The organism is Paracidovorax citrulli, assembly GCF_900100305.1.
Lineage (GTDB): Bacteria > Pseudomonadota > Gammaproteobacteria > Burkholderiales > Burkholderiaceae_C > Paracidovorax > Paracidovorax citrulli.
The window spans coordinates 1-21,422 of sequence record NZ_FNEY01000043.1; the positions used below are offsets into that span (position 1 = coordinate 1).

17 protein-coding genes and 1 pseudogene are annotated in these 21,422 nt (G+C 70.0%); 10 read left to right on the forward strand and 8 right to left on the reverse strand.

Translation table 11 applies throughout. The annotated features are described in order from the left end of the window. From BLR99_RS22850 to BLR99_RS20465, 5 genes and pseudogenes are all read left to right on the forward strand, one after another. A pseudogene (locus tag BLR99_RS22850) lies at nt 1-117 on the forward strand (electron transfer flavoprotein subunit alpha/FixB family protein); the annotation flags it as partial. Nucleotides 118-161: 44 nt separating this feature from the next. Continuing rightward, a complete protein-coding gene (locus tag BLR99_RS20450) occupies nt 162-932 on the forward strand; it encodes a class II aldolase/adducin family protein (RefSeq protein WP_017440236.1) in 771 nt (256 codons plus the stop codon). A 40-nt stretch (nt 933-972) separates the two neighbouring features. Then, complete coding sequence (locus BLR99_RS20455; protein ID WP_011797317.1) at nt 973-1,968, forward strand: Bug family tripartite tricarboxylate transporter substrate binding protein; 996 nt, start codon at nt 973-975, stop codon at nt 1,966-1,968. A gap of 122 nt (nt 1,969-2,090) precedes the next feature. Further along, on the forward strand, nt 2,091-3,677 hold the full coding sequence (locus BLR99_RS20460; protein WP_011797316.1) for a methyl-accepting chemotaxis protein: 1,587 nt from the start codon (nt 2,091-2,093) through the stop codon (nt 3,675-3,677). A 116-nt stretch (nt 3,678-3,793) separates the two neighbouring features. After that, nucleotides 3,794-4,174: a YXWGXW repeat-containing protein gene (locus tag BLR99_RS20465; protein WP_074687489.1), complete on the forward strand. Its 381-nt coding sequence runs from the start codon at nt 3,794-3,796 to the stop codon at nt 4,172-4,174. A 20-nt stretch (nt 4,175-4,194) separates the two neighbouring features. Here the strand turns inward: BLR99_RS20465 and BLR99_RS20470 are convergent, their stop codons facing one another. From BLR99_RS20470 to cysK, 5 genes are all read right to left on the reverse strand, one after another. Next, nucleotides 4,195-5,928 carry an NAD(P)/FAD-dependent oxidoreductase gene (locus tag BLR99_RS20470; RefSeq protein WP_011797314.1) on the reverse strand — a complete coding sequence of 578 codons (1,734 nt, stop codon included), beginning with the start codon at nt 5,926-5,928 and terminating at the stop codon, nt 4,195-4,197. 110 nt (nt 5,929-6,038) lie between these two features. After that, nucleotides 6,039-7,136, reverse strand: a complete 1,098-nt coding sequence (locus tag BLR99_RS20475; RefSeq protein WP_041827612.1) for a lysylphosphatidylglycerol synthase transmembrane domain-containing protein — start codon at nt 7,134-7,136, stop codon at nt 6,039-6,041. Nucleotides 7,137-7,161: 25 nt separating this feature from the next. Next, nucleotides 7,162-8,544, reverse strand: coding sequence for a cardiolipin synthase ClsB (gene clsB / locus BLR99_RS20480; protein ID WP_011797312.1), 1,383 nt, complete (start codon nt 8,542-8,544; stop codon nt 7,162-7,164). Beyond that, nucleotides 8,541-9,320 (reverse strand): endonuclease/exonuclease/phosphatase family protein, encoded by a 780-nt coding sequence (locus tag BLR99_RS20485; protein WP_011797311.1) that lies wholly within the window; start codon nt 9,318-9,320, stop codon nt 8,541-8,543. The genes clsB and BLR99_RS20485 overlap by 4 nt, the downstream gene beginning before the upstream one ends. A 283-nt stretch (nt 9,321-9,603) precedes the next feature. Next, entirely contained in the window at nt 9,604-10,521 is a 918-nt protein-coding gene (gene cysK, locus BLR99_RS20490; protein WP_017439218.1) for a cysteine synthase A, read from the reverse strand. A 277-nt stretch (nt 10,522-10,798) separates the two neighbouring features. On the opposite strand from cysK, the gene BLR99_RS20495 reads away from it, so the two are divergent. Beyond that, a complete protein-coding gene (locus BLR99_RS20495; protein ID WP_011797309.1) occupies nt 10,799-13,102 on the forward strand; it encodes a glycoside hydrolase family 98 domain-containing protein in 2,304 nt (767 codons plus the stop codon). Nucleotides 13,103-13,175: 73 nt separating this feature from the next. Then, nucleotides 13,176-13,973 carry a Crp/Fnr family transcriptional regulator gene (locus tag BLR99_RS20500; protein ID WP_011797308.1) on the forward strand — a complete coding sequence of 266 codons (798 nt, stop codon included), beginning with the start codon at nt 13,176-13,178 and terminating at the stop codon, nt 13,971-13,973. Here the strand turns inward: BLR99_RS20500 and BLR99_RS20505 are convergent. Continuing rightward, nucleotides 13,951-15,570 carry a methyl-accepting chemotaxis protein gene (locus tag BLR99_RS20505; RefSeq protein WP_011797307.1) on the reverse strand — a complete coding sequence of 540 codons (1,620 nt, stop codon included), beginning with the start codon at nt 15,568-15,570 and terminating at the stop codon, nt 13,951-13,953. The genes BLR99_RS20500 and BLR99_RS20505 overlap by 23 nt on opposite strands. 290 nt (nt 15,571-15,860) lie before the next feature. Between BLR99_RS20505 and BLR99_RS20510 the strand changes: the two genes are divergently transcribed. The 3 genes from BLR99_RS20510 to BLR99_RS20520 are packed head-to-tail and all read left to right on the forward strand — an operon-like array spanning nt 15,861 to nt 19,853. Continuing rightward, nucleotides 15,861-16,487 (forward strand): hypothetical protein, encoded by a 627-nt coding sequence (locus BLR99_RS20510; protein WP_011797306.1) that lies wholly within the window; start codon nt 15,861-15,863, stop codon nt 16,485-16,487. Beyond that, nucleotides 16,484-18,820 carry a putative bifunctional diguanylate cyclase/phosphodiesterase gene (locus tag BLR99_RS20515; protein ID WP_074687490.1) on the forward strand — a complete coding sequence of 779 codons (2,337 nt, stop codon included), beginning with the start codon at nt 16,484-16,486 and terminating at the stop codon, nt 18,818-18,820. The genes BLR99_RS20510 and BLR99_RS20515 overlap by 4 nt, the downstream gene beginning before the upstream one ends. Nucleotides 18,821-18,824: 4 nt before the next feature. After that, nucleotides 18,825-19,853, forward strand: coding sequence for a pseudouridine synthase (locus tag BLR99_RS20520; RefSeq protein ID WP_083369996.1), 1,029 nt, complete (start codon nt 18,825-18,827; stop codon nt 19,851-19,853). A 175-nt stretch (nt 19,854-20,028) separates the two neighbouring features. Here BLR99_RS20520 and BLR99_RS20525 read toward each other — a convergent pair whose 3' ends face one another. Continuing rightward, nucleotides 20,029-20,595: a hypothetical protein gene (locus BLR99_RS20525; protein WP_017438604.1), complete on the reverse strand. Its 567-nt coding sequence runs from the start codon at nt 20,593-20,595 to the stop codon at nt 20,029-20,031. Then, nucleotides 20,592-21,131 carry a type VI secretion system amidase effector protein Tae4 gene (locus BLR99_RS20530; protein WP_011797303.1) on the reverse strand — a complete coding sequence of 180 codons (540 nt, stop codon included), beginning with the start codon at nt 21,129-21,131 and terminating at the stop codon, nt 20,592-20,594. Before BLR99_RS20530 ends, BLR99_RS20525 begins: the two co-directional genes overlap by 4 nt. Nucleotides 21,132-21,422: the final 291 nt, after the last annotated feature.

Below are 21,422 nucleotides of genomic sequence, written 5' to 3' on the forward strand. Positions count from 1 at the left end.
TCCAAGGTGATCGTGGCGATCAACAAGGACGCCGAGGCGCCGATCTTCAGCGTGGCCGACTACGGGCTGGAGGCGGACCTGTTCACCGCCGTGCCGGAGCTGGTCGGCCGGCTCTGAGGCGTGTGCCGTGCGCCCGTATTGAACGGAAGAAAGGTTTCACCATGAATGCAATCCCCGAGGCTTCCAGCGTGCGCAGCCAGGTCACGCCCGAGGAATGGCAGACCCGCGTCGAACTGGCCGCCGCCTACCGGCTGGTGGCCCATTTCGGCTGGGACGATCTGATCTTCACGCACATCTCCGCGCGCGTGCCGGGCCAGCCGGACCAGTTCCTCATCAATCCCTACGGCATGCTGTTCGACGAGATCACGGCCTCCAGCCTGGTCAAGGTGGACCACCACGGCGAGCCCGTCATGGCGACGGAGTACGACGTGAACCCGGCGGGCTTCCTGATCCACAGCGCGATCCACGAGGGCCGGCCCGAAGTGCAGTGCGTCCTGCACACCCACACGCAGTACGGCGTGGCGGTGTCGGCGCAGGAGGGCGGGCTGCTGCCGATCTCGCAGCAGTCCATCTTCCCGCTCGCGCGGCTGGCCTACCACGGCTACGAGGGCGTGGCGCTGCGCGACGACGAGCGGCCGCGGCTGGTGGCCGACCTGGGGGACGCCAGCTTCCTGATCCTTCGCAACCACGGCCTGCTGACCTGCGGGCGCAGCGTGCCCGAGGCCCTGCTGTCGATGTACACGCTCGAATCGGCCTGCCGCATCCAGATCCTGGCGCAGTCGGGCGGCGGCGCGCTCACGCGCATTCCCGACGAGATCGTCGCCACCTCGGTGGAGCAGTCGCGGCAGGTGACCAAGGGCAAGGGCGCGGGCCTGGCCTGGCCCGGGCTGCTGCGCCGGCTGGACCGGATCGACCCCAGCTACCGGACCTGAGCGGACGGCCTTCCCCATAAAAAGACCAGGAGACAGACACATGACCTTCCCTTCCTCCCGCCGCACCTTCCTGCACGCCGGCACCGCCCTGGCCGCCGGTGCCGTGCTGCCTTCGGCGCCGGCCCGCGCGCAGGGCACCTGGCCCACCAGGCCGATCCGCATCGTCGTGCCCTACACGGCCGGCGGCTTCACCGACCAGATGGCGCGGCTGCTGCAGGTCGGACTGCAGCAGCGCCTGGGCCAGCCCGTGGTCGTGGACAACAAGCCCGGCGCCAACAGCATCATCGGGGTGGACGCCGTGGCCAAGGCCGCGCCGGACGGCCACACCTTCGGCGTGTTCATCGCCGCCTATGCCGCCAACACCACGCTCTATCCCAGGCTGCCCTACGACCCGAAGAAGGACCTGACGGGCGTCTCGCTGATGGGCGTGTCGCCGCTGGTGGCCGCCGTGTCGATGAACGCGCCGTTCAAGACCCTGGCCGAACTGGTCGCCTACGGCCGCGCGAACCCCGGCAAGATCAGCTATGCCTCGTCGGGCAGCGGTTCCGCCGCGCACCTCACGTCGGAGCTGATGCGCATGGTCACCGGGGTCGAGATGGTGCACGTGCCGTACAAGGGCGCATCGCCCGCGCTGGCCGACCTGATGGGCGGGCAGGTGCCGCTGTTCCTCGACCCGCCGCCCAACCTGATCCAGCCCGCCAAGGCCGGCAAGATCCGCCTCATCGGCGTGGCGAGCGACAAGCGCGTGCCGGCGCTGCCCGACGTGCCCACCTTCGCCGAACTGGGTTACCCGGCCCTGGTCGGCAGCACCTGGGCCGCGATGCTGGCGCCCGCCGGCACGCCGGCCGACATCGTGCAGCGCATGTCGGGCGAGGTGGCGCGCATCATCCGCAGCCCGGAAGTGTCGCAGCGGATGGAGCAGGCCATGGGCACCTTCCCCGAAGGCTCCACGCCCGAGGAATGCAACGCCTTCATCGCCGCGGAAACCGCCAAGTGGGCCAAGGTGATCCAGTCGGCCGGGGTGGTGGTGGACTGAGGCACGAACATTCCACGCCATTCCTGGCGGAGTCGGTGAATAATGCGGCGATCGGCCGTTGAACTCGACCGTACGGCCGGTACCGGCCTTTTTCGCAACCGTCCGAACGGACCGCCGACGCCATGAACCTGAACAATGCCCGTTTGTCGCTGCGCCTGGCCCTGGCCTTCGGCGCCGTTTGTTTCGTCATGTCGCTGGCCGCGGGAGTCGGCATCTGGCGGCTGATGAACCTGCAGGACATCGCGGACGACCTGGGGGGCGCGTCCGCCGAGCGGGCGCTGCTCGCCCGCGAACTCCATTCCATCGTGGTCCTGAGTTCCGCGCGCGCCGAGGCGCTGCTGGAAGTCGGCAGCCCCGAATACACGGCCCGCGTGGAAGCGGACCGCAAGCTGACTTCGGCGCGTTCCTCCGAGGTGCGCAAGCGGCTGGAAACCCTGGCCGAGGACACGGAGTCCCAGCGCATCTTCCGCGACATCGACACCGCGGGCAATGGCTTCCGGGCCGCCCGGGACGATCTCGTCAAGCGCCGCAGGGCCGGCGAGACGCTGCCGCCCGATGCCGTGGGCAAGCTGCTGCGGCCCGCCGCCGACCGCTATGCCGCCGCCGTGGAGGAAATGGCCGACTACCAGCGCAAGCGCGTGGCCGAGGCCCGTGAGCGTGCCGAGGCGAGCGAGCGGCAAGGCATCGCGCTGCTCGTGGGCGGCTCGCTGGTGGGCCTGCTCCTGAGCCTGGGCTGCGCGCTGCTGCTCTCGCGCTCCATCCTCGTGCCGCTGGCGCAGGCCTCTTCCGTGTCCGACCGCATCGCCGAGGGCGATCTGACGTCTTCCGTGCCGGCGGCCGGCGCCGGCAACCGCGACGAAGTGCGCGCCCTGCTGGAGCGCCTGGGCGGCATGCAGCAGCGGCTCGCCGGGCTGGTGGTGGGCATGCGGCAGGCCAGTGCTTCCGTGGCAGGCGCCAGCGCGGAGATCGCCGCCGGGAACACCGATCTGTCATCGCGCACCGAGCACACGGCCTCCAACCTGGAGGAGATCGCCGCCAGCATGGAGGAGCTCATCGCCACCGTGCGCCACAGCGCGGATGCGGCGCAGCAGGCGAGCGCCCTGGCGGCCTCGGCCAGCGACGTGGCGCGGCGCGGTCGGGATGCCGTCAACCAGGTGGTCTCCACCATGGACGGCATCGCGCAGGCATCCCGCAAGATCGCCGACATCACCAGCGTGATCGACGGCATCGCCTTCCAGACCAACATCCTCGCCCTCAACGCGGCGGTGGAGGCTGCCCGCGCGGGCGAGCAGGGCAGGGGGTTCGCCGTGGTCGCATCGGAGGTGCGCAGCCTCGCGCAGCGTTCGGCCACGGCCGCCCGGGAGATCGGCGCCCTCATCGGCGACAGCGTGCGTCAGGTGGGCGAAGGTGCCCAGCAGGTCCATGCCGCAGGCGGCACCATGGGCGAGATCGTGGGCTCGGTGGAGCAGGTCGCGACCATCATCGGCGAGATCAGCACGGCCGCGCGCGAGCAGAGCACCGGCCTGGGGCAGGTCGGCGAGGCGGTGAGCCAGCTCGACCAGATGACCCAGCAGAACGCCGCCCTGGTGGAGGAATCCACCGCCGCGGCCCAGAGCCTGCGCATGCAGGCGCAGCAACTGGCCGACCTGGTGGCGGCATTCCGGCTTCCGGAAGGCGGGCACGGCCAGGCACCCGCGCTGCCGCGGTGAAGGATCACCGGGCCGGGCTCGTTCCATCTTTCCTTTTCTTTACACGCTGGTTGTCGGCGGACGGGATACGGCCGCGTTCAAGGAGCATGTCTTTCCCATTCCGATGGAGTCCGACGATGCCCCTCGCCATTCCCGCTTCCCCTGGCCGTGCGTGCGGCCGCACCCTCGCCGCAGGCGCCCTGGCGGTCCTCGCGGCCGCGGCCCTGTCCGGCTGTGTCGTGGCACCGCCCGCCCGGCAGGTCGTGGTCGAGCAGCAGGTGCCCGTGGTGGTCGCTCCCGCCGCGCCCCCGGCGCCGTACGTGGAGACGGTGACCGTCGCCCCCTCGCCGGTGCACGTCTGGGTGGGCGGATTCTGGGAATGGGGCGGCGGCCGCTACGTCTGGCGCCCCGGCCACTGGGCCGCGCCACCGCGGCCGGGCTGGGTCTGGGTGCCCCACCGCTGGGAGCCCGGCCCGGGCGGCTGGCACATGCGGCCCGGCTACTGGGCTATGCGCTGATCCGCTGATCCGCTGGCGACTCAGGGGGCAAGCATGCGTTTCGCCACCGCTTCACCCACCTTGATCCCGTCCACGCCCGCCGACAGGATGCCGCCCGCGTAGCTCGCGCCTTCGCCCGCGGGGTAGAGGCCGGCGGTATTCAGGCTCTGGAAGTCCTCGCCCCGGCCGATCTTGAGCGGCGACGAGGTGCGCGTTTCCACGCCCGTCAGCACGGCGTCGTGGCGGTCGAAGCCCTGGATCTTGCGGCCGAAGGCCGGCAGCGCCTCGCGCAGCGCGGCGATCGCATAGTCCGGCAGGGCCGCGTGCAGGTCGGCCAGGGTGACGCCCGGCCGGTACGAGGGTTCCACATCGCCCAACTCGCGCGAGACGCGGCCCGCGATGAAATCCCCCACCAGCTGGCCGGGCGCGTTGTAGTTGCCGCCGCCCAGGGCGAAGGCGCCGGATTCCAGCTGCCGCTGCAGCACGATGCCCGCGAGCGGATGGGCCTGGCCCGCGGGCAGGGCCTCGACGCCATGGGTGGCGCCCAGCGCCGCCTCGAAGGCGGCCGGGTCCGTGGGGTAGTCGGCCGGGTCGATGCCCACCACCATGCCGGCGTTGGCATTGCGCTCGTTGCGCGAATACTGGCTCATGCCGTTGGTCACCACGCGGCCGGGCTCGCTGGTGGCGGCCACCACCGTGCCGCCGGGGCACATGCAGAAGCTGTACACCGCGCGGCCGTTGCCGGCATGGTGCACGAGCTTGTAGTCGGCCGCGCCCAGCAGCGGGTGGCCGGCGTGGCGGCCCCAGCGGGCGCGGTCGATGAGCCCCTGCGGATGCTCGATGCGCAAGCCCACCGAGAACGGCTTGGCCTCCATGTGCACGCCGCGGCCGTACAGCATCGCGAAGGTGTCGCGCGAGCTGTGGCCCAGCGCCATGACGACGTGCGACGCCTCCAGTTCGTGGGTCTGGCCGGTGGCCTGGTCCAGCACGCGCAGGCCGCGCAGGTGCCGGCGGCCGGCAGCGTCGGCGTCCACCGCGATGTCGGTCACCCGCTGCTGGAAGCGCACCTCGCCGCCCATCGCGATGATCTGCTCGCGCAGCGTCTCGACCACCTTCACCAGCTTGAAGGTGCCGATGTGCGGGTGCGCGGCATACAGGATCTCGGGCGGCGCGCCCGCCTGCACGAATTCCTCCATCACCTTGCGGCCGAGGTGGCGCGGGTCCTTGATCTGGCTGTAGAGCTTGCCGTCGCTGAACGTGCCCGCGCCGCCCTCGCCGAACTGCACGTTGGATTCGGGCTGCAGTTCGCGGCGGCGCCACAGGCCCCAGGTGTCCTGGGTGCGCTCGCGCACGGCCCGGCCCCGTTCCAGCACGATGGGGCGCAGCCCCATCTGCGCCAGCACCAGCGCGGCGAAGATCCCGCAGGGGCCGAAGCCCACCACCACCGGGCGCTCGCGCAGGCCGCCGGCCGGGGCATGGCCCACGGGCTTCCAGGCCATGTCGGGCGTCGGCTGGATGTGCGGGCGGCCCGCATGGCGCGCCAGCAGCGTGGCGGCCTGGTCCGGGTCGGCCAGGGCGACGTCCACGATGTACACGGCCAGCAGCTCGGGCTTGCGCGCGTCGAAGCTGCGCTTGAAGACGTTCAGGCGGGCGATGTCGCCGGGCGGGAGGTCCAGGATGCGCGCTGCGGCGGCGCGCAGCGCGGGCCCGGGGTGCTGTGTGCCGTCGGCCGGCAGGGCGGCCAGCGGCAGCTTGATTTCAGAAAGGCGGATCATGGCGAGTGCGGCCCGTGGTCATCGGGCGGTGCAGGAAAAAGGCCAGAAATCATACGCCTGCGCGCGCAAACGCGCTCATCTGCCCGCCCAGCCCGCCGAGGCGTTCGCGGTCAGGCGGCGGCTTTGCCGGGTGCCTTGCCGGAAGATCGCCCGGACGGGCTTTCGTCTTCCGCCCCTGCCTCCGCCTTCGGTGGCGTGCCGCGCCCGAACCATTCCACCGCGCCGAACGCCAGGGCCGCGAGCACCAGTGGCGCGAAGAAGTAGAGCGCCCGGTAGGCCAGCACCGCCGCCAGCGCCTGGGAGGTGGGGATGTACGCCGAGAGCACGGCCGTGCCCACGGCCTCGAGCACGCCCAGTCCGGCCGGAATGCGCGACACCAGCCCCGCGACCGCGCCCAGCAGCACCGTGGCCAGGGCGGCCGCGTACGGGGTATCGCGCCCGGCCAGTACCCACACGGCGGCGCCCATCACCATCCAGTTGGCCGTGGACACCACCACCTGCAGCAGGGCCACGCGCCAGCCCGGAAGGGGAAAGTCGTGCCCGCGCCAGGCGATCGGCCGGCCGTGGCGCACGGCGCAGGCCACGACGTAGGCCACCGTGACCGCGGCCAGCGCGGTGCCGGCCCAGCGCAGTTCCTGCGGCCCGACGTGCCAGTCCTGCGGCAGCTGCGGGGACCATGCCCAGAACACCGCGCCCGCGAGCACGAAGTAGCCCAGCCAGTTGGTGACGATGCTCTGCCCGATCACCTGGCCGATCGCGCCCACGGGCACGCCCTGCCGGGAGTAGAGCCGGTAGCGCACCGATACCCCGCCGATGATCGAGCCGAGGTTCAGGGTGAACGGATAGGCGATCAGCGTGATGCCCACCGTGCGCCCCACGGACAGCCCGTGCCGCGTGAAGTGGCGGCCGAACAGGTCGAAGGTGCTGTAGAGGCCGTGGCTCGCGAGCGCCAGGGCGGCCGCCGTCAGCAGCGTGGGCGTGGGTAGCGCGAGGAAGGCTTCCCACACCGCGCCCCAGTCCACGTTGCGTGCCTGGCGCACCAGCAGGGTGATGACGAAGACGATGAACGCCCCCGTCACCAGCGTCATGGCCCAGGGCCACCAGCGCTGCGAGCGCAGGCGCTGCCACCGGCTCTTCTTCTCGCCGGAGCTGCCCGCGCCGTCGGCGTGGTCCTGGGGCAGGGCGGGCGTGGGCGAGGCCGCAGGCATGGAAGACCGATCGGGCGCCGCGCGCTCAGGTGGTGGACGGCCGGTGGCCGTGGTCGCCGCCATGCGCGTCGGGCTGCACCAGCGAGATCTCCGGCTCGTGCCGGGGCAGCCAGCCGGCCCACGCGGGGAACCAGCGCATCAGGTGGAACAGGCAGTAGCTGCGCAGCAGCCGCAGCCCGTCCCAGCGGCCCGGCGGCGTCGGTTCGACCTGTCGGCAGCTGTGCTCCATCAGGTGCGCGAGGCGCCCGTGCAGCGTGGCGTTGAACTCCCGGTCGCGGATGACGACGTTGGCCTCCAGGTTCAGCGACAGGCTCAGGGGGTCGAGGTTGCTCGATCCCACCGTGGACCACTCGCCGTCCACCAGCGCGACCTTGCCGTGCAGGGGGCGGTCGCAGTATTCGTAGATGCGCACGCCGCCGCGGATGAGGTGGTCGTAGAGCATGCTCGCGGCCACGCGCACGATCGGCATGTCGGGTTGGCCCTGCAGGATCAGGCGCACGTCCACCCCGCGGCGCGCGGCCCGCCGCATCTCGCGGATGAAGCGGTAGCCCGGGAAGAAATACGCATTGGCGATCACCACGCGCTCGCGCGCCGCGCGCAGCGCGACGCGGTAGTGGCGCTCGATGTCGTTGGTGTGGGCATGGTTGTCGCGCGTGACGAAGATGGCGTCCGCGTGGCCGGCCGCGGGGTGCCGCTCCACGGCGGCGCGGGCGCCGAAGGGCCACCGGCGCCGCTCGGCCGCGGCGCGCGGACCGTCTGCCGGCGTGCCCGCGGGCAACGGGGCCCGGGCCGCGCCGCCGGCGCGTGCCGTGCCTGCCCCGGCTTCCGGCTCGGCGCTGGAGGTGGCCTGCGGGTTCGCGCGCCGGCCGTCCTTCCTGGCGCCCTTGTCCACGACGCTGCGTGCGAAGGCGCGCATCTGCGCCACGATGGGGCCGCGCACCTCGACGGAATAGTCCTGCTTGGCCTCGGGCCCGAAATCCGCCACGTGGTCGGCCGAGTAGTTGATGCCGCCGATGAAGCCGACCTCGCCATCGACCACGACGATCTTGCGGTGCATGCGGCGCAGCAGGTTCAGCCGCTGGCCGAAGATGCGCAGTCCGCCCGGATCGAAGATGCGGAACCGCACGCCCGCGGCCACGAGCGGGCCGACGAAGGCATCGGAGAGGTCGGGCGAGCCGAAGCCGTCCACGAGCACGTGCACTTCGGCGCCGTTGCGCGCGGCCTGCAGCAGCGCGGCGTGCAGGCCCCGGCCGATCTTGTCGTCGAACAGGATGAAGGTCTCCAGCAGCACTTCGCGCTTCGCCGCCGCGATCGCCTCGAACACGCGCGGGAAGAAGGCCTCGCCGTTTTCCAGCAGCTCGAAGCGGTTGCCCGGTACCCAGCGCGAGGAGCGGCCCGGCCGTGTCATAGCGCGATCTCCGCCGCCAGCGGCGCGTGGTCCGACAGCTTGTGCCAGGGCTTGCGCGGCAGCACCACGGGGGCATGCACCGACGCGTTGCGCACGTAGATGCGGTCGAGGGCCAGCAGCGGCATCGAGGCCGGGAACGTGCGCACCGCGCGACCGCCCGCATGCACGAACACCTCGTGCAGCCCCGCGCCCTTGCGCAGCACCTCGTGGGCGCGGCCGCGCCAGTCGTTGAAGTCGCCCGCCACGATCACGGGATCGTCGCCGGGGAAGGTGTTGACCAGGTCGCACACGCGCCGCAACTGGCGCTGGCGGTGCGCCTCCTGCAGCCCCAGGTGCACGCAGATGGCATGCACCTGGCGGTCGTGCCCCGGCGGCTGCAGCACGCAGTGCAGCATGCCGCGCCGCTCCGGGCCGCTCACGGAGATGTCATGGTTCTCGTAGTGGACGATGGGGAACTTGGACAGCAGCGCATTGCCGTGGTGCCCGTTGTCGTACACCGCATTGCGGCCGTAGGCGTACTGGCCCCAGATCGTGTCGGCCAGGAATTCGTAGTGCGGCTCCTGCGGGAAATTGGCCACGCGGTTGGCGTGGCGCTGGTGCGTGCCGAGCACCTCCTGCAGGAAGACGATATCCGCCGATACGCCGCGCACAGCCTCGCGCAGCTCGTGCAGCATGAAACGGCGATTGAAGGAGGTGAAGCCCTTGTGCACGTTCACGGTCAGCACCTTGAACGCGATGGGAGCGGGGGATTCTGCGTGGGTAGCCATGGATGCCATCGGTAGGAAGGCACCGCGGCCATGGCGGACGGGCCGCCGGCCGCGGCGCAGGGTTGGAACCGATTGTTCCGACCCCCGCCCGGCCGTGCTGTAGGACTGCGGGCCGACCGCTTGCGCGGCCTATGAACCCGCACGGCCTCACCCATCAGAAGGCCGCGGAGCAGGCCACACCAGCAGACGCCGTGGAACGGGCTTGGCCCGGCCACCGGCGTCGTTCCCCTTCCCGCCGTGCGCAGCACGGCGAGAGAAGGGGGAAGGCGCGCAGCGCCTCAGGGGGATGTACTCACGAGGGCAGGAAGCCCTCGACCGACAGGTAGCGCTCGCCCGTGTCGTAGTTGAAGCCCAGCACGCGCGCGCCCTGCGGCAGCTCGGGCAGCTTCTGGGCGATGGCCGCGAGCGTGGCGCCGGAGGATATCCCCACGAGCAGGCCTTCCTCGCGGGCGGCGCGGCGGGCGTATTCGCGCGCGGGCTCGGCATCGACCTGGATCACGCCGTCCAGCAGGCTGGTGTCCAGGTTCTTCGGCACGAAGCCCGCGCCGATGCCCTGGATCGGGTGGGGCGCCGGCTGGCCGCCGGAGATCACCGGCGACGCCACGGGCTCCACGGCGAACACCTTGAGCTGGGGGAATTTCGGCTTGAGCACGCGCGCCACGCCCGTGATGTGGCCGCCGGTGCCCACGCCGGTGATGAGCGCATCGATGCCTTCGGGGAAGTCGGCCAGGATCTCCTGCGCCGTGGTGCGCACGTGCACGTCGATGTTGGCGGGATTTTCGAACTGCTGGGGCACCCAGGCGCCGGGCGTCTGCGCGGCCAGCTCCTGCGCGCGGGCGATGGCGCCCTTCATGCCCTTTTCGCGCGGGGTGAGGTCGAACTGCGCGCCATAGGCGAGCATCAGGCGGCGGCGCTCGATGCTCATGCTCTCGGGCATCACCAGGATGAGCCGGTAGCCCTTCACCGCGGCGACCAGCGCCAGGCCGATGCCGGTGTTGCCCGAGGTGGGCTCGATGATGGTGCCGCCGGGCTGCAGCGCGCCGGAGCGTTCGGCGTCCTCGACCATGGCCAGCGCGATGCGGTCCTTGATGGAGCCGCCCGGGTTGCTGCGCTCGGACTTGACCCAGACATTCGTCCCGGCCCCGAAGAGCCGGTGGATGCGCACGTGCGGCGTGCTGCCGATGGACTGCAGGATATTGTCGATCTTCATGGCGTCTCCACGGTGGAAAAGGGTTCCTGAGGAACGGGAACGGGCCATTGTGGACCACTCCAACGATACGGCCCGCATATGGATATGCCGCCGTCCCCCGCACCAGGCACCCCGGCCATTCTAAAAATTAAATTTATGAAAGATATTCTGAAAGCGTAGAGATATTTATCGTTCCACGGTGACTGGATGGCCGGGCGCGCGGATATTCTCCGTCCACTCTGCAGGAACGCCTTCCTGCGGAGAACGCGGATCTCCGCCATACAGAAATACACCAACCATGCGGAAAATCGTCTCCTCGCGCTCCCGCGCACGCCTGTCCTTCATGCTCGCCGCCGTGCTCACGGCCTGCGGCGGCAGCGGCGGCGAATCCCCTGCCGCGCCCGCGGTTGCGGCCACCGTCAGGTCCGGGGCTGCCGGTCCGGCCACGCCGGGCGTCGCGCTGCGGCGCCCCGTATCGCCGCAGCAACCGATGTTCCTGGTCCACGTGGACACCTGGAATTCGGCCGATCCCCAGAAGATCATCGACCTCATCCCGCAGGACGTCCGCCCCTACACGGTGCTGGTGCTCTCGCTGTCCATCCTCCACGACGACAAGACGTCCACGCCCGCCCAGTGCCGCTGGCGGCAGGTGGAGAACGGCATCGAGACGGCCCGCTCGTGGATCAAGGTGGCCGCCGACAACCGGATGTGGGCCATGGTCCAGCCGTCCAGCGGCGGGTTCACCCATTTCCCGGACTACGACGGAAACGCCGACCTGGAAACGACCGTCTATGGCGAGTTCTTCCGGGACTATCCGAACTTCCTGGGCTTCAACTACGCCGAGCAGTTCTGGGGATTCGACCAGACCTGCTCCCCGTCGGCGGACAAGCGCTGGGAGCACTGGGCCAACCTGCTGAAGCTCACGAACAAGTACGGCGGCTATCTCGACGTCAGCTTCACCGGGGGGTTCTGGGGCGCGGCGCTCAATCCGCTGGCGATGGCCAAGCGCAGCCCGGTGCTGGAGGGCGCGCTCAGGGCGTATGCGAAGAATTTCATCATCGAGGAGAAGTTCACCGCGAACTACGGCTTCCACGACAACGAAAGCGTGAGCCTGGGCATGTACCTGTCCGGCTATGCCGGCAACTACGGCATCCGCCCGGACCGTTCGGGCTGGTACAACGCCGATGGCTCCAGCACGTATCCGGTGCCCGCGGGCGCGCCCCACCTCATCGAGCACCTGGCGCTGACGGGGCAGACCGTGTTCGACGGCCCCGAACTGATCATGCTCGACATGGTCAGGAACCAGCCCAACGGGCAGACTTCCGACGGCTACTCCACGCGGCGCTGGGATTTCCATCCCCAGTTCCGCAACATCCACCTCGACATCTACCGCAAGATCCTCGACGGCACGCTGCGCATCCCCAGCCGCAAGGAAGTCATCGACCGCACCCGGATCGCCATCGTCAACGACGTGACCTCGGGCAGCGACCGCGCCCTCTATTCCACGCCGGAAACGCTTTACTCCGGGCTGTACGCGATGGACGGCGACGGCACCTACCTGAACCAGCACAGCTGGACCAAGAAGACCGGGCGGTATCCCGCCATTCCCACCGTCTGGCAACTGACGGACGACCTCGCGCAGTCGTTCCGGACCACGGTGAAGAAGTCGGAGTACGCCAGCCGCTGGCCCGGCCCCGCGGCCAAGCAGGCCGAATTCGACGCGCTGTTCCCGCAGGAAGCCACGGGCGACATCTATGCAGGCCGCCTGGAGAACACCTGGGTGACCTACAACCCCTACCGCACCAGCCAGGCGGCCAGCGGCAGCATTCCCTTCAAGTACAACACCTGCGCCGGCCTGGACGTGACCTACCCGCCCTTCACGACCGGCGTGGTGAAGGAGTACCCGGACAAGGTCTCCATCTACCTCACGAACTATGACCCGGAGAATGCCGCGCTCAAGAAGAGCCGGATCGTTTTCCGGGGCGCCGCCTCGCAGCCGGCCTTCTCCTTCCAGGACCGCGGCGACCATGTTGCGAGCCAGGTGGCGGGCACCTGGGCGGACGGCGTGCTCACGCTGGACGTGGCGCACAACGGGGCGCTGGACCTGACGGTGAACTGCTCGGGGCCTGCCGGCGGCCGGCTCACGGGCTACACGGAGGCCGGCATCCAGGTGCCCGACGCCCCTCCCGTCTACGCCGGAGCGCACCAGTACGAGGCCGAGCATTTCGATTTCCGCAACATCGCCCGCATGGTCGCCAACGGGGTGAACGAGGCGGTCCGCAACTACCAGGGGCTGGGCTACGTGAACTTCGGCACCAGCAGCGCCGCGAGCGTGCGCGGCCGCGTCCAGGTGCCTGCCGCCGGCCGCTACCAGTTGCTGACCCGCTATGCGGTGGCGGGCGCCGACGTGGGAACGATCGACATGTACGTGAACGGCGCGCGCGTCGCGTCGCCCGTTTTCGCGCAGACCCCCTCGGTCAGCGACTGGGCGGTACAGGCGTTGCCGGTGGACCTGCAGGCGGGGGTGAACACGGTGGAGTTCCGGGCGCGGGCCGCGGCGCCGGCTTCCGTGTATTTCGACAACGTCGTCCTGCGGCAGTGACGGCGGGAACGGGGCCCGGCCTCGTGGTTTCCCCTGAACCACCCGGGTCCGCGTTTCCACCATCCTCGGGCGCATGTCCGAAGAACTCTCGCTCCACCAGCGCCGCCGGCGTCCCACGCCGGCCGAGCTGCAGGGGATTCCCTGGCTGGCCGCCCTCGCACCCGCCGAACGCGACCGGGCGATGGATGCGCTGGTGGTGGGCGATGCCCAGGTCGGCGACTTCGTGTGCCGGCGCGGCCGGCCCGTCACCTACTGGTTCGGCGTGGTGGAGGGCCTGCTCAAGATGAGCACCGACAACGCCCAGGGGCAGACCATGACGTTCGCGGGCGTGCCGCCCGGCGGCTGGTTCGGCGAAGGCACGGCCGTGAAGCGCGAACCCTACCGCTACGACATCCAGGCGCTGCGCCGCAGCGTGGTGGCCGGGCTGCCGATCGACACCTTCCACTGGCTGCTGGACCACTCCCTGGGCTTCAACCGCTTCGTGATGCAGCAGCTCAACGAACGGCTGGGCCAGTTCATCGCCGCGCGGGAGATCGAGCGCCTGGGCAGCCCGGACGCGCGCGTGGCGCGGGGGCTGGCGGCGCTCTTCAACCCGCTGCTCTATCCCGGCGTGGGCCACGTGCTGCGCATCACGCAGCAGGAACTGGGCTACCTGGTGGGCCTGTCGCGCCAGCGCGTGAACGAGGCGCTGGCCGCATTGCAGGCGCAGGGCGCCATCCGCGTGGAATATGGCGGCCTGCGGGTGCTGGACCTTCCCGCGCTGCGCGACAGCGTTTTCGGTGCCGGCGAGCCGCTGGCCTCGCACCCGCGGACCAGGGGGCGGCGGGGCGGGGCGGCCCGCCGGGCGGTCAGCCCGGCAGCGCGGGCGTGAGTGGAGCGGCGCCCGAGGCGTCGCGCTGCAGGCGGAAGGCTCCCACCATCTCGGTCAGGCGGCCGGCCTGCTCGCGCAGGCTGCCCGCCGCCGCGCTGCTTTCCTCCACCAGCGCGGCGTTCTGCTGGGTCATGTTCTCCAGGGCGCTCACGGACTGGCTCACCTGGCCGATGCGGTCGCTCTGCTCGTGGGCCGAGGTGGTGATCTCTCCCATGATGGACGACACCTTCTGCACGGATTGCACGAGTTCCCCGATGGTGGCACCCGCCTGGGCGACGAGGCCGGAGCCTTCCTGCACCTGCCCGGAGCTGGCGAGGATCAGCGCCTTGATCTCGCGGGCGGCTTCGGCGCTGCGCCCCGCCAGGGCGCGCACCTCGCCTGCCACCACGGCGAAGCCGCGTCCCTGCTCGCCCGCGCGGGCGGCCTCCACCGCGGCGTTGAGCGCCAGGATGTTGGTCTGGAAGGCGATGCCGTCGATCACGCCGATGATGTCCGAGATCTTGCGGGAACTGGCGCTGATCACGTCCATGGTGCGCACGACCTGGGAAACCACCTCGCCGCTGCGCGTGGCGACCTGCGCGGCCGAGGCCGTCATCTGGTTGGCCTGCCGGGCGGCATCGGCGCCCTGGTGGACGGTCTGGGTCAGGTCTTCCAGGGCGGAGGCGGTCTCCTGCAGGTAGCTGGAAGTCTGCTCCGTGCGGTGGCTCAGGTCCAGGTTGCCGGATGCGACCTCGGAACTGGCAAGCAGGATGGAGTCGGCGGTGGTGCCGATGTGCCCCACGAGGGCGCGCAACTGCTCCTGCATCGCCGCGATCGCGTCCAGCAGGCGTCCGGTCTCGTCGTGGATGCGGACTTCCACGCGGGAGGTGAGATCCCCGCGCGCGATGCGCTCGGCCACGACGACGGCCCGCCCGATGGGCTGGGTGATGGTGGCCGTGGTGCGCCAGGCGATGAACAGGCCCAGGGCGATGGCGATGGCCACCAGCGTGCCGCCGGTCAGGCGCGAGCGGGTCTGGGTCTGCTGCGCGTCGGCCGCGGCGTTGGCGTTGAGGACGTTGTGCAGCTCCACCAGTTGCGCCAGCTTGTCGCGCCATGCCGCCTCGGGCGGCGCCACGCGGGTCATCAGGCCGAGGGTGGCGCTGACCGTGTCGCCGTCGGTGACCAGCTTGAGCGCGCCTTCGATCTCGGGGCGGGTCTTGCGGGACTGTGCCTGGATGTCCGCCATCAGCTGGCGCTCCTCGGGCGACGCGCCGCCGGACTCCAGCAGCGCCGCGAGTTCGGCCTCCTGCCGGGCGTACTGCTGCAGGGCTTCGGATGCCTTGCGGGCCTGGACCTCGGCATTGCGGCTGTCGATGTCGCCCAGCATCGCGGCCGAGCGCGCATGGATGCCCGTGGCGCTCACGGTCTGCAGCATGTCGTTGGCCAGCCGGGCCTTGGCTGCGCCCGGGCCGGTGATCTGCTGCATCTGCCGGTTCATGCCCGACATGGAGAAGTGGCCCAGGGCCGCCACGGCCACCAGCAAGGCCAGCATGCATCCGAAGCCGAGGAACAGCCGGCGCGAAATCGAGAGGGAGCGAAGGAATGTGACGGCCTGCATAGTGTGTTTCTGGTAGCTTGGTCCGATGTCAGGGGTTCATCGCAAGATGAGTGCCAGTAGAAAACCCGGTGTTGTTACAAATGAGGGGCGCATCCACGGCACTTCGCTGGCATGCTCCGCATGGCGGAAGCTCCCTGCGATGGAACATTGGATCATTCCATGGACAGCCGAGCTCATCGTTTTACGCTATTTTTTTAATAGCTTGCCGTGGAGTTGGACTTATCGTGCCAGAGTCCCGTTTTCCGAAGCGTGGCACGGTGAACTTGTTACATATGCCTGCGGGAGATGACATGGTGAAGACAGGTGTGATGCGCTGGGCGTGGGTGTCCGTCCCGCTGCTGGCGCTGTTCGCGGGCGCCGCGGCGCGGGCCGCCCTGGTCCAGGTGCTGGTGCAGGACGGCGCCGGCAAACCGCTGCGGGGCGCCGTGGCATTCCTGGATTCCGCCCAGGCACGGCGCCAGGCGAAGCCGCTGCCGTCCGCCGAGGTCGCCCAGGAAAAGCGGACCTTCGTGCCCGAGGTGCTCGTGGTCACGGCGGGCACCCAGGTGCAGTTCCCGAACCACGACACGGTGCGCCACCACGTCTATTCCTTCTCCCCGGCCAAGAAGTTCGAGATCAAGCTCTATTCGGGCACCCCCGCCAATCCCGTGCTGTTCGACCAGCCGGGCGTCGTGGTGCTGGGCTGCAACATCCACGACCAGATGGTGGGCTGGATCCTGGTGGTGGAAACGCCGTACTACGGGCGCTCCGACGCGGCGGGCGCGGTGCGCCTCGACAAGGTGCCGCCGGGCGAGTACACGCTGCGGGTCTGGCACCCGGGGCTGCCGGTGGGGGCCCCCGCGCTGGCCCAGCCGCTCGCCGTCGCCGAACCGGGCGGGGCGCCGGTGACCGCGCGGCTGCCAGGGGCCGTGCAGTGAGCTGGCGCGCGTTCGGCCAGAGCCTGATGTTCCGGCTCGCCGGGGTGTCGCTGCTGCTGCTCCTGATGGTGCAGGCGGCCGGGTTCATGGTGGTGCGCGCATCCATCGAGCGCAATGCCCGGGCGCAGATCGCCGTGGGGCTGGATGCGGACGAGCGGGTCTGGCGGCGCCTCATCGAACAGAACGCGGAGCGGCTGCAGCAGGCCTCGGCGCTGCTGGCGGCCGATTACGGCTTCCGTTCGGCCGTCAACTCCGGCGATGCCGAGACCATCGCGTCGGTGCTGAGCAACCACGGCAGTCGCATCGGCGCGGCGGTCGCGGCCCTGCTGGATACGGAAATGCAGCTGGTGGTGTCGTCCGCCTCGGACGCTTCCAGCGATTCCCGGTCCGTGCTGCTCGGCGTGCTGCCTCTGCTGGCGCAGCACCCGGGCCGCCGCCAGATCGCGATCGTCGGCGGCGTGCCCTACCAGTTCGTGATGGTCCCCATGCGCGCGCCCCTGCCGGTCGGCTGGGTGCTGATGGGGTTCCCGGTCGGGCAGGCGCTCGCCACCGAAATGCGCCAATTGCAGTCGATCGAGGTGGCCATCGTGGTGCGCGGCCCCGACGGCCAGCGGTCCGTGCCCGTGAGCACCCTGCCGGAAGACGACCGGCAGCGGCTCGTCGGGCTGGCGGGGGCCGGCGACGTGGATACGGACGCCGGGCCGATGCTGGTCCGCCGGGTGTCCATCGAGAGCGCCAACGGCCAGACGGAGGTCCTCCTGATGCGTTCCCTGGAGGGCGTGCTCCAGCTGCAGATGCTGCTCGGCGCCATCACGCTCGCGGGCGTGGCATTGTTCGCCATCGGTTTCGCGCTCATGGCGCGGCGCGTGGCCGCTCCCCTGCGCGCGGTGACGGAGGCCACCCAGCGCATTTCGCGCGGCAATTACGCCGAGCCCATCGAGCACACGCACCGCAAGGACGAGATCGGCCGCCTCGCGCGCTCCTTCGATCGCATGCGGCTGGGCATCGCGGCGCAGCAGGACGAGATCCGCCAGCTCGCCGACACCGACCGGCTCACCGGCGTGCCGAACCGGGAGCGGTTCCGCCGCATGCTGATGGAGGCCATGGAGCACGGGGGGCGCTCCGGGGAACCGCTGTCGGTGATCGCACTGGACCTCGACCGCTTCAAGCAGGTCAACGACGTGCTGGGTTATGCGCTGGGCGACCGGCTGCTGCAGGCGGTGGTGGCGCGCATCGCGTCCCACCTGCGCGCGCAGCGGGAGGTCGTGGCGCGGCTCGGGGGCAACGAGTTCGCCGTGCTGCTGCCCGGTGCGGACGAGGCGTCCGCCCGCGACACGGCGCAGCGCATCACCCGGGCGTTCGAGTCGCCCCTGGTGTTCGACGACCAGATGGTGGACCTGAGCGCGGGCATCGGCATCGCCTGCTGGCCGGGGCCCGCGCATGACGCCGACACCCTGCTCGGCCATGCGGAAATCGCGATGTATGCGGCCAAGCGGCGCCTGCATGGCGCGCAGATCTACGACCCGTCGATGGAGTCCTCCAGCGCCGAGGCGCTGTCGCTGCTGTCCGAGCTGCGCCGTGCGGTGGAAGCCGGCGAACTGCGGCTTTTCCTGCAGCCCAAGCTCCGGCTGGACGGCCAGGGCGGCAGCGGGGCCGAGGCGCTCGTGCGCTGGCAACATCCGGTGCGCGGCCTCGTGCCGCCCATGCAGTTCATCCCCTTCGCCGAGCAGACCGGCTTCGTGCGGCAGCTCACGCTCTGGATCTTCGAGCAGGCCGCCCGCTACCTCGCACGGCCGCAGGTGCAGGGCCTGGGTCTGCGCATCTCGGTGAACCTGTCCACGCGCGACCTCATGGACACGGACCTGAGCACCCGCCTGGGCACGCTCATGGCGCGGCACGGCGTGGAGCCGGGGAGTTTCTGCCTGGAGATCACCGAAAGCGCCATCATGGACGACCCCGGCCGGGCCGAGGCCATGCTGAACCGGCTGTCCGCGCAGGGCTTCAAGCTGTCCATCGACGACTTCGGCACCGGCTACTCCTCGCTGGCCTACCTCAAGCGCCTGCCGGTGGACGAACTGAAGATCGACAAGTCCTTCGTCATGGGCATGGCGGCGGACGCGGGCGATGCGCAGATCGTGCGCTCCACCATCGACCTGGCGCACAACCTGGGGCTCTCCGTCGTGGCCGAGGGCGTGGAATCCGCCGCGATCCTGGAGCAGCTGCGCGGGCTGCGCTGCGACGAAGCCCAGGGCTACCACATCGGCCGGCCGATGCCCGCGGACGACTTCCTCGCCTGGCACGAGGCCGCCGCCGCTGCCGCCGCGCGAAAATAGCGCCATGTCCGATTCCGCTCCCCGCCGCCGCCTGTCGCTCCCGCCCAGCGGCCCGCGCGCCAGCCAGCCCGATCCCGCGCCGCCCCGGCCGCCCCGGCCGGCCGGCCCCCGGCCCGCGGGCCGCTTCACCGTGCGCGCCCCGGAGGCCGGTGCAGCCGCTGCACGCACCGCTCCCGCCGGCCGGGAGGCTCGTGCGCCCTCGCGCGCTGGCCCCGGTGCCGCGCGCACTTCCGCACCCATGGGCGCGCCCGCCGGGGGGCACCGCGGTGACGCGCCGTCCGGCACCTCGCGCCTGAACAAGCGCATGGCCGAACTGGGCCTGTGCTCGCGCCGCGAGGCGGACGACTGGATCGCCAGCGGCTGGGTGCGCGTGAACGGCCAGGTGGCCGCCATGGGGCTGCAGGTTGCGCCCACGGACCGCATCGAGGTGGACCCCGCGGCCCGCGGCCAGCAGGAACGGCAGGCGACCATCCTGCTGCACAAGCCCATGGGCTATGTCAGCGGGCAGGCCGAGGACGGCCACACGCCGGCGGTCGCGCTCATCAACCCGCGCACCCACTGGCGCGAGGACCCGAGCCGGCAGCGCTTCTCGCCCCCGCAACTGTGCGGCCTCGCGCCCTGCGGCCGGCTGGACATCGACTCCGTCGGGCTGCTGGTGCTCACGCAGGACGGGCGCGTGGCGCGGCATCTGATCGGCGAAGACTCCGAAGTCGAGAAGGAATACCTCGTGCGCGTGCACTACGGCGACATCGCGACGGACGTGCAGTCCGCCTTCCCGGCCGGGCAGCTGGCGCGCCTGTGCCACGGTCTGTCGCTGGACGGCCAGGCGCTCAAGCCGGCGAAGGTGGAGTGGCAGAACCCCGAGCAGCTGCGCTTCGTGCTCAAGGAGGGCAAGAAGCGCCAGATCCGCCGCATGTGCGAACTGGTGGGCCTGAAGGTGGTGGGCCTCAAGCGCATCCGCATCGGCCGCGTGGTGCTGGGCAACCTGCCCGTGGGGCAGTGGCGCTACCTGGGGCCGAACGAGCGGTTCTGATCAGCCGCCGCCCGCAGCGGCCGCGGCCATCGGGCAGGAAGTGGGGCTCGGCAGCAGTCATGTCAACGAATTCAATCGCGCCCCTGCCGTCCTGCCAAATCTGCCCGGAATGACCCAATGCCGGGTGGGCCGGCTGGACGTAACCATTGCACGGCCTGCTGCCGCCTTCGTCGCCTCAGCGCCCTGGACAGGATTTTGGAAACGCCTGCACGGTGCTGTCCGGCGGAATGCCGAAATCTTCCTGGGGCAGGCGATCAAAGGCAGACCACTGCGGCGCTTCGATCGCGACGGCCCCTTGCGTACAGACAGCGTCGATGCGCGCGGGCGCGGCGCTGCAGTCGATGCGGGAAAAGATGCACCGGTCTCCGGCGGAAATGCCGATGCCCGGCAGATCGCGCCTTGCCATGAGCATGTAGCTGTTGTCCTGGTTGGCTTTCAGCGGGCCTGCGGGAAGCAACTCTTTGCCGAGCAGCGCGAGGCCCGGCACGGCGATCACGATGACCGACAAAGCGATCAATGAGGGATAGGGATTGGTGCCCTCGGCTTCCCGGTGTTTCATCAGGAAGTAACCGACCACCAGAAACACGACGAAGGCGGCGGCAACGATGGAGACGAGCGTGGAAAGATTGCATCCTCCATCGCAGTCCCCGGCCTTGAACGCTCTGATGAAGAAGAAGCCGCCGACCAGACACGACATCAGGGCGGCACCGACCAGCGCCGGCAGGAAAAGAGAACGCTTCATCCTGCAAAAGGCCAGAAGACGACCCTCCGCGAATTCTCGAGATCGGAATAGATGCCGGGAATACGGCCGATCCCCAGCGTGAATCGCGTGAAGTTCTGCCATGACGGCGTGAGCCGGTCCATATTCCAAAGATCGATGTGATCACCTGTGGGTGATTTTTCTCCGTCACGCATCCAATAGTCCTTGAAGAATACGATGCCTTTGCGAGCGGCAATTTTCTTGTGGAAGGACTTTCCTTCCACCTGAATGGAGGTAGGGCAATGTGCGAAAGGCTTGGTGTTCAACCAGTCTGCCAGTTCCTGCGCTCTGAGCACCATGCCGTTGCCACGCGCGCCGAACTCGCAGCGGGGACCTCTGAAGCTCTTGAAGCTGACGCCCGACTTTTCAAGTGCCGCTCCTAGCCGGATCGCGCACTGGTTGTCATAGGCTTTCTTGCCATTGGCCGGGTTGAGGCAAGGATCATTGGTCGGGTAATTCCTCCAGAGCTCATCAAAGCTGATCCCGGTATTTGTAGATGTTTTTTCTTCAACTGCCATGAATGTCGGGTCTTCCGCGCCGCCGTGCGCAGGGGCTCCCGCATCCTAGCAACGGAATTTTCAACGCACCATGGCAAGCGTGTTGGGGGTCGTTATGCGACGAAGAACCCTTTTTTGGGGTGGATTCCCGAGTGACGATGCATTCGCTGCAGCGACGGCAGCCGGTAGGGCTGTCACGCAACGTTGTGAGCCCCGTGTACTGAGGCAGGCTCCGCTCGCTCGGCCTCACCCCGCAGGCCTTGATAATCCGCGGCCGGCCCCCAGATGGCCGGGCGTTCCCCTTTCGTTGCG

Coding starts and splice junctions, on each gene's coding strand:
- BLR99_RS20450 (WP_017440236.1), top strand. CDS start 162: ATGAATGCAATCCCCGAGGCTTCCAGCGTGCGCAGCCAGGTCACGCCC.
- BLR99_RS20455 (WP_011797317.1), top strand. CDS start 973: ATGACCTTCCCTTCCTCCCGCCGCACCTTCCTGCACGCCGGCACCGCC.
- BLR99_RS20460 (WP_011797316.1), top strand. CDS start 2,091: ATGAACCTGAACAATGCCCGTTTGTCGCTGCGCCTGGCCCTGGCCTTC.
- BLR99_RS20465 (WP_074687489.1), top strand. CDS start 3,794: ATGCCCCTCGCCATTCCCGCTTCCCCTGGCCGTGCGTGCGGCCGCACC.
- BLR99_RS20470 (WP_011797314.1), bottom strand. CDS start 5,928: ATGATCCGCCTTTCTGAAATCAAGCTGCCGCTGGCCGCCCTGCCGGCC.
- BLR99_RS20475 (WP_041827612.1), bottom strand. CDS start 7,136: ATGCCTGCGGCCTCGCCCACGCCCGCCCTGCCCCAGGACCACGCCGAC.
- clsB (WP_011797312.1), bottom strand. CDS start 8,544: ATGACACGGCCGGGCCGCTCCTCGCGCTGGGTACCGGGCAACCGCTTC.
- BLR99_RS20485 (WP_011797311.1), bottom strand. CDS start 9,320: ATGGCATCCATGGCTACCCACGCAGAATCCCCCGCTCCCATCGCGTTC.
- cysK (WP_017439218.1), bottom strand. CDS start 10,521: ATGAAGATCGACAATATCCTGCAGTCCATCGGCAGCACGCCGCACGTG.
- BLR99_RS20495 (WP_011797309.1), top strand. CDS start 10,799: ATGCGGAAAATCGTCTCCTCGCGCTCCCGCGCACGCCTGTCCTTCATG.
- BLR99_RS20500 (WP_011797308.1), top strand. CDS start 13,176: ATGTCCGAAGAACTCTCGCTCCACCAGCGCCGCCGGCGTCCCACGCCG.
- BLR99_RS20505 (WP_011797307.1), bottom strand. CDS start 15,570: ATGCAGGCCGTCACATTCCTTCGCTCCCTCTCGATTTCGCGCCGGCTG.
- BLR99_RS20510 (WP_011797306.1), top strand. CDS start 15,861: ATGGTGAAGACAGGTGTGATGCGCTGGGCGTGGGTGTCCGTCCCGCTG.
- BLR99_RS20520 (WP_083369996.1), top strand. CDS start 18,825: ATGTCCGATTCCGCTCCCCGCCGCCGCCTGTCGCTCCCGCCCAGCGGC.
- BLR99_RS20525 (WP_017438604.1), bottom strand. CDS start 20,595: ATGAAGCGTTCTCTTTTCCTGCCGGCGCTGGTCGGTGCCGCCCTGATG.
- BLR99_RS20530 (WP_011797303.1), bottom strand. CDS start 21,131: ATGGCAGTTGAAGAAAAAACATCTACAAATACCGGGATCAGCTTTGAT.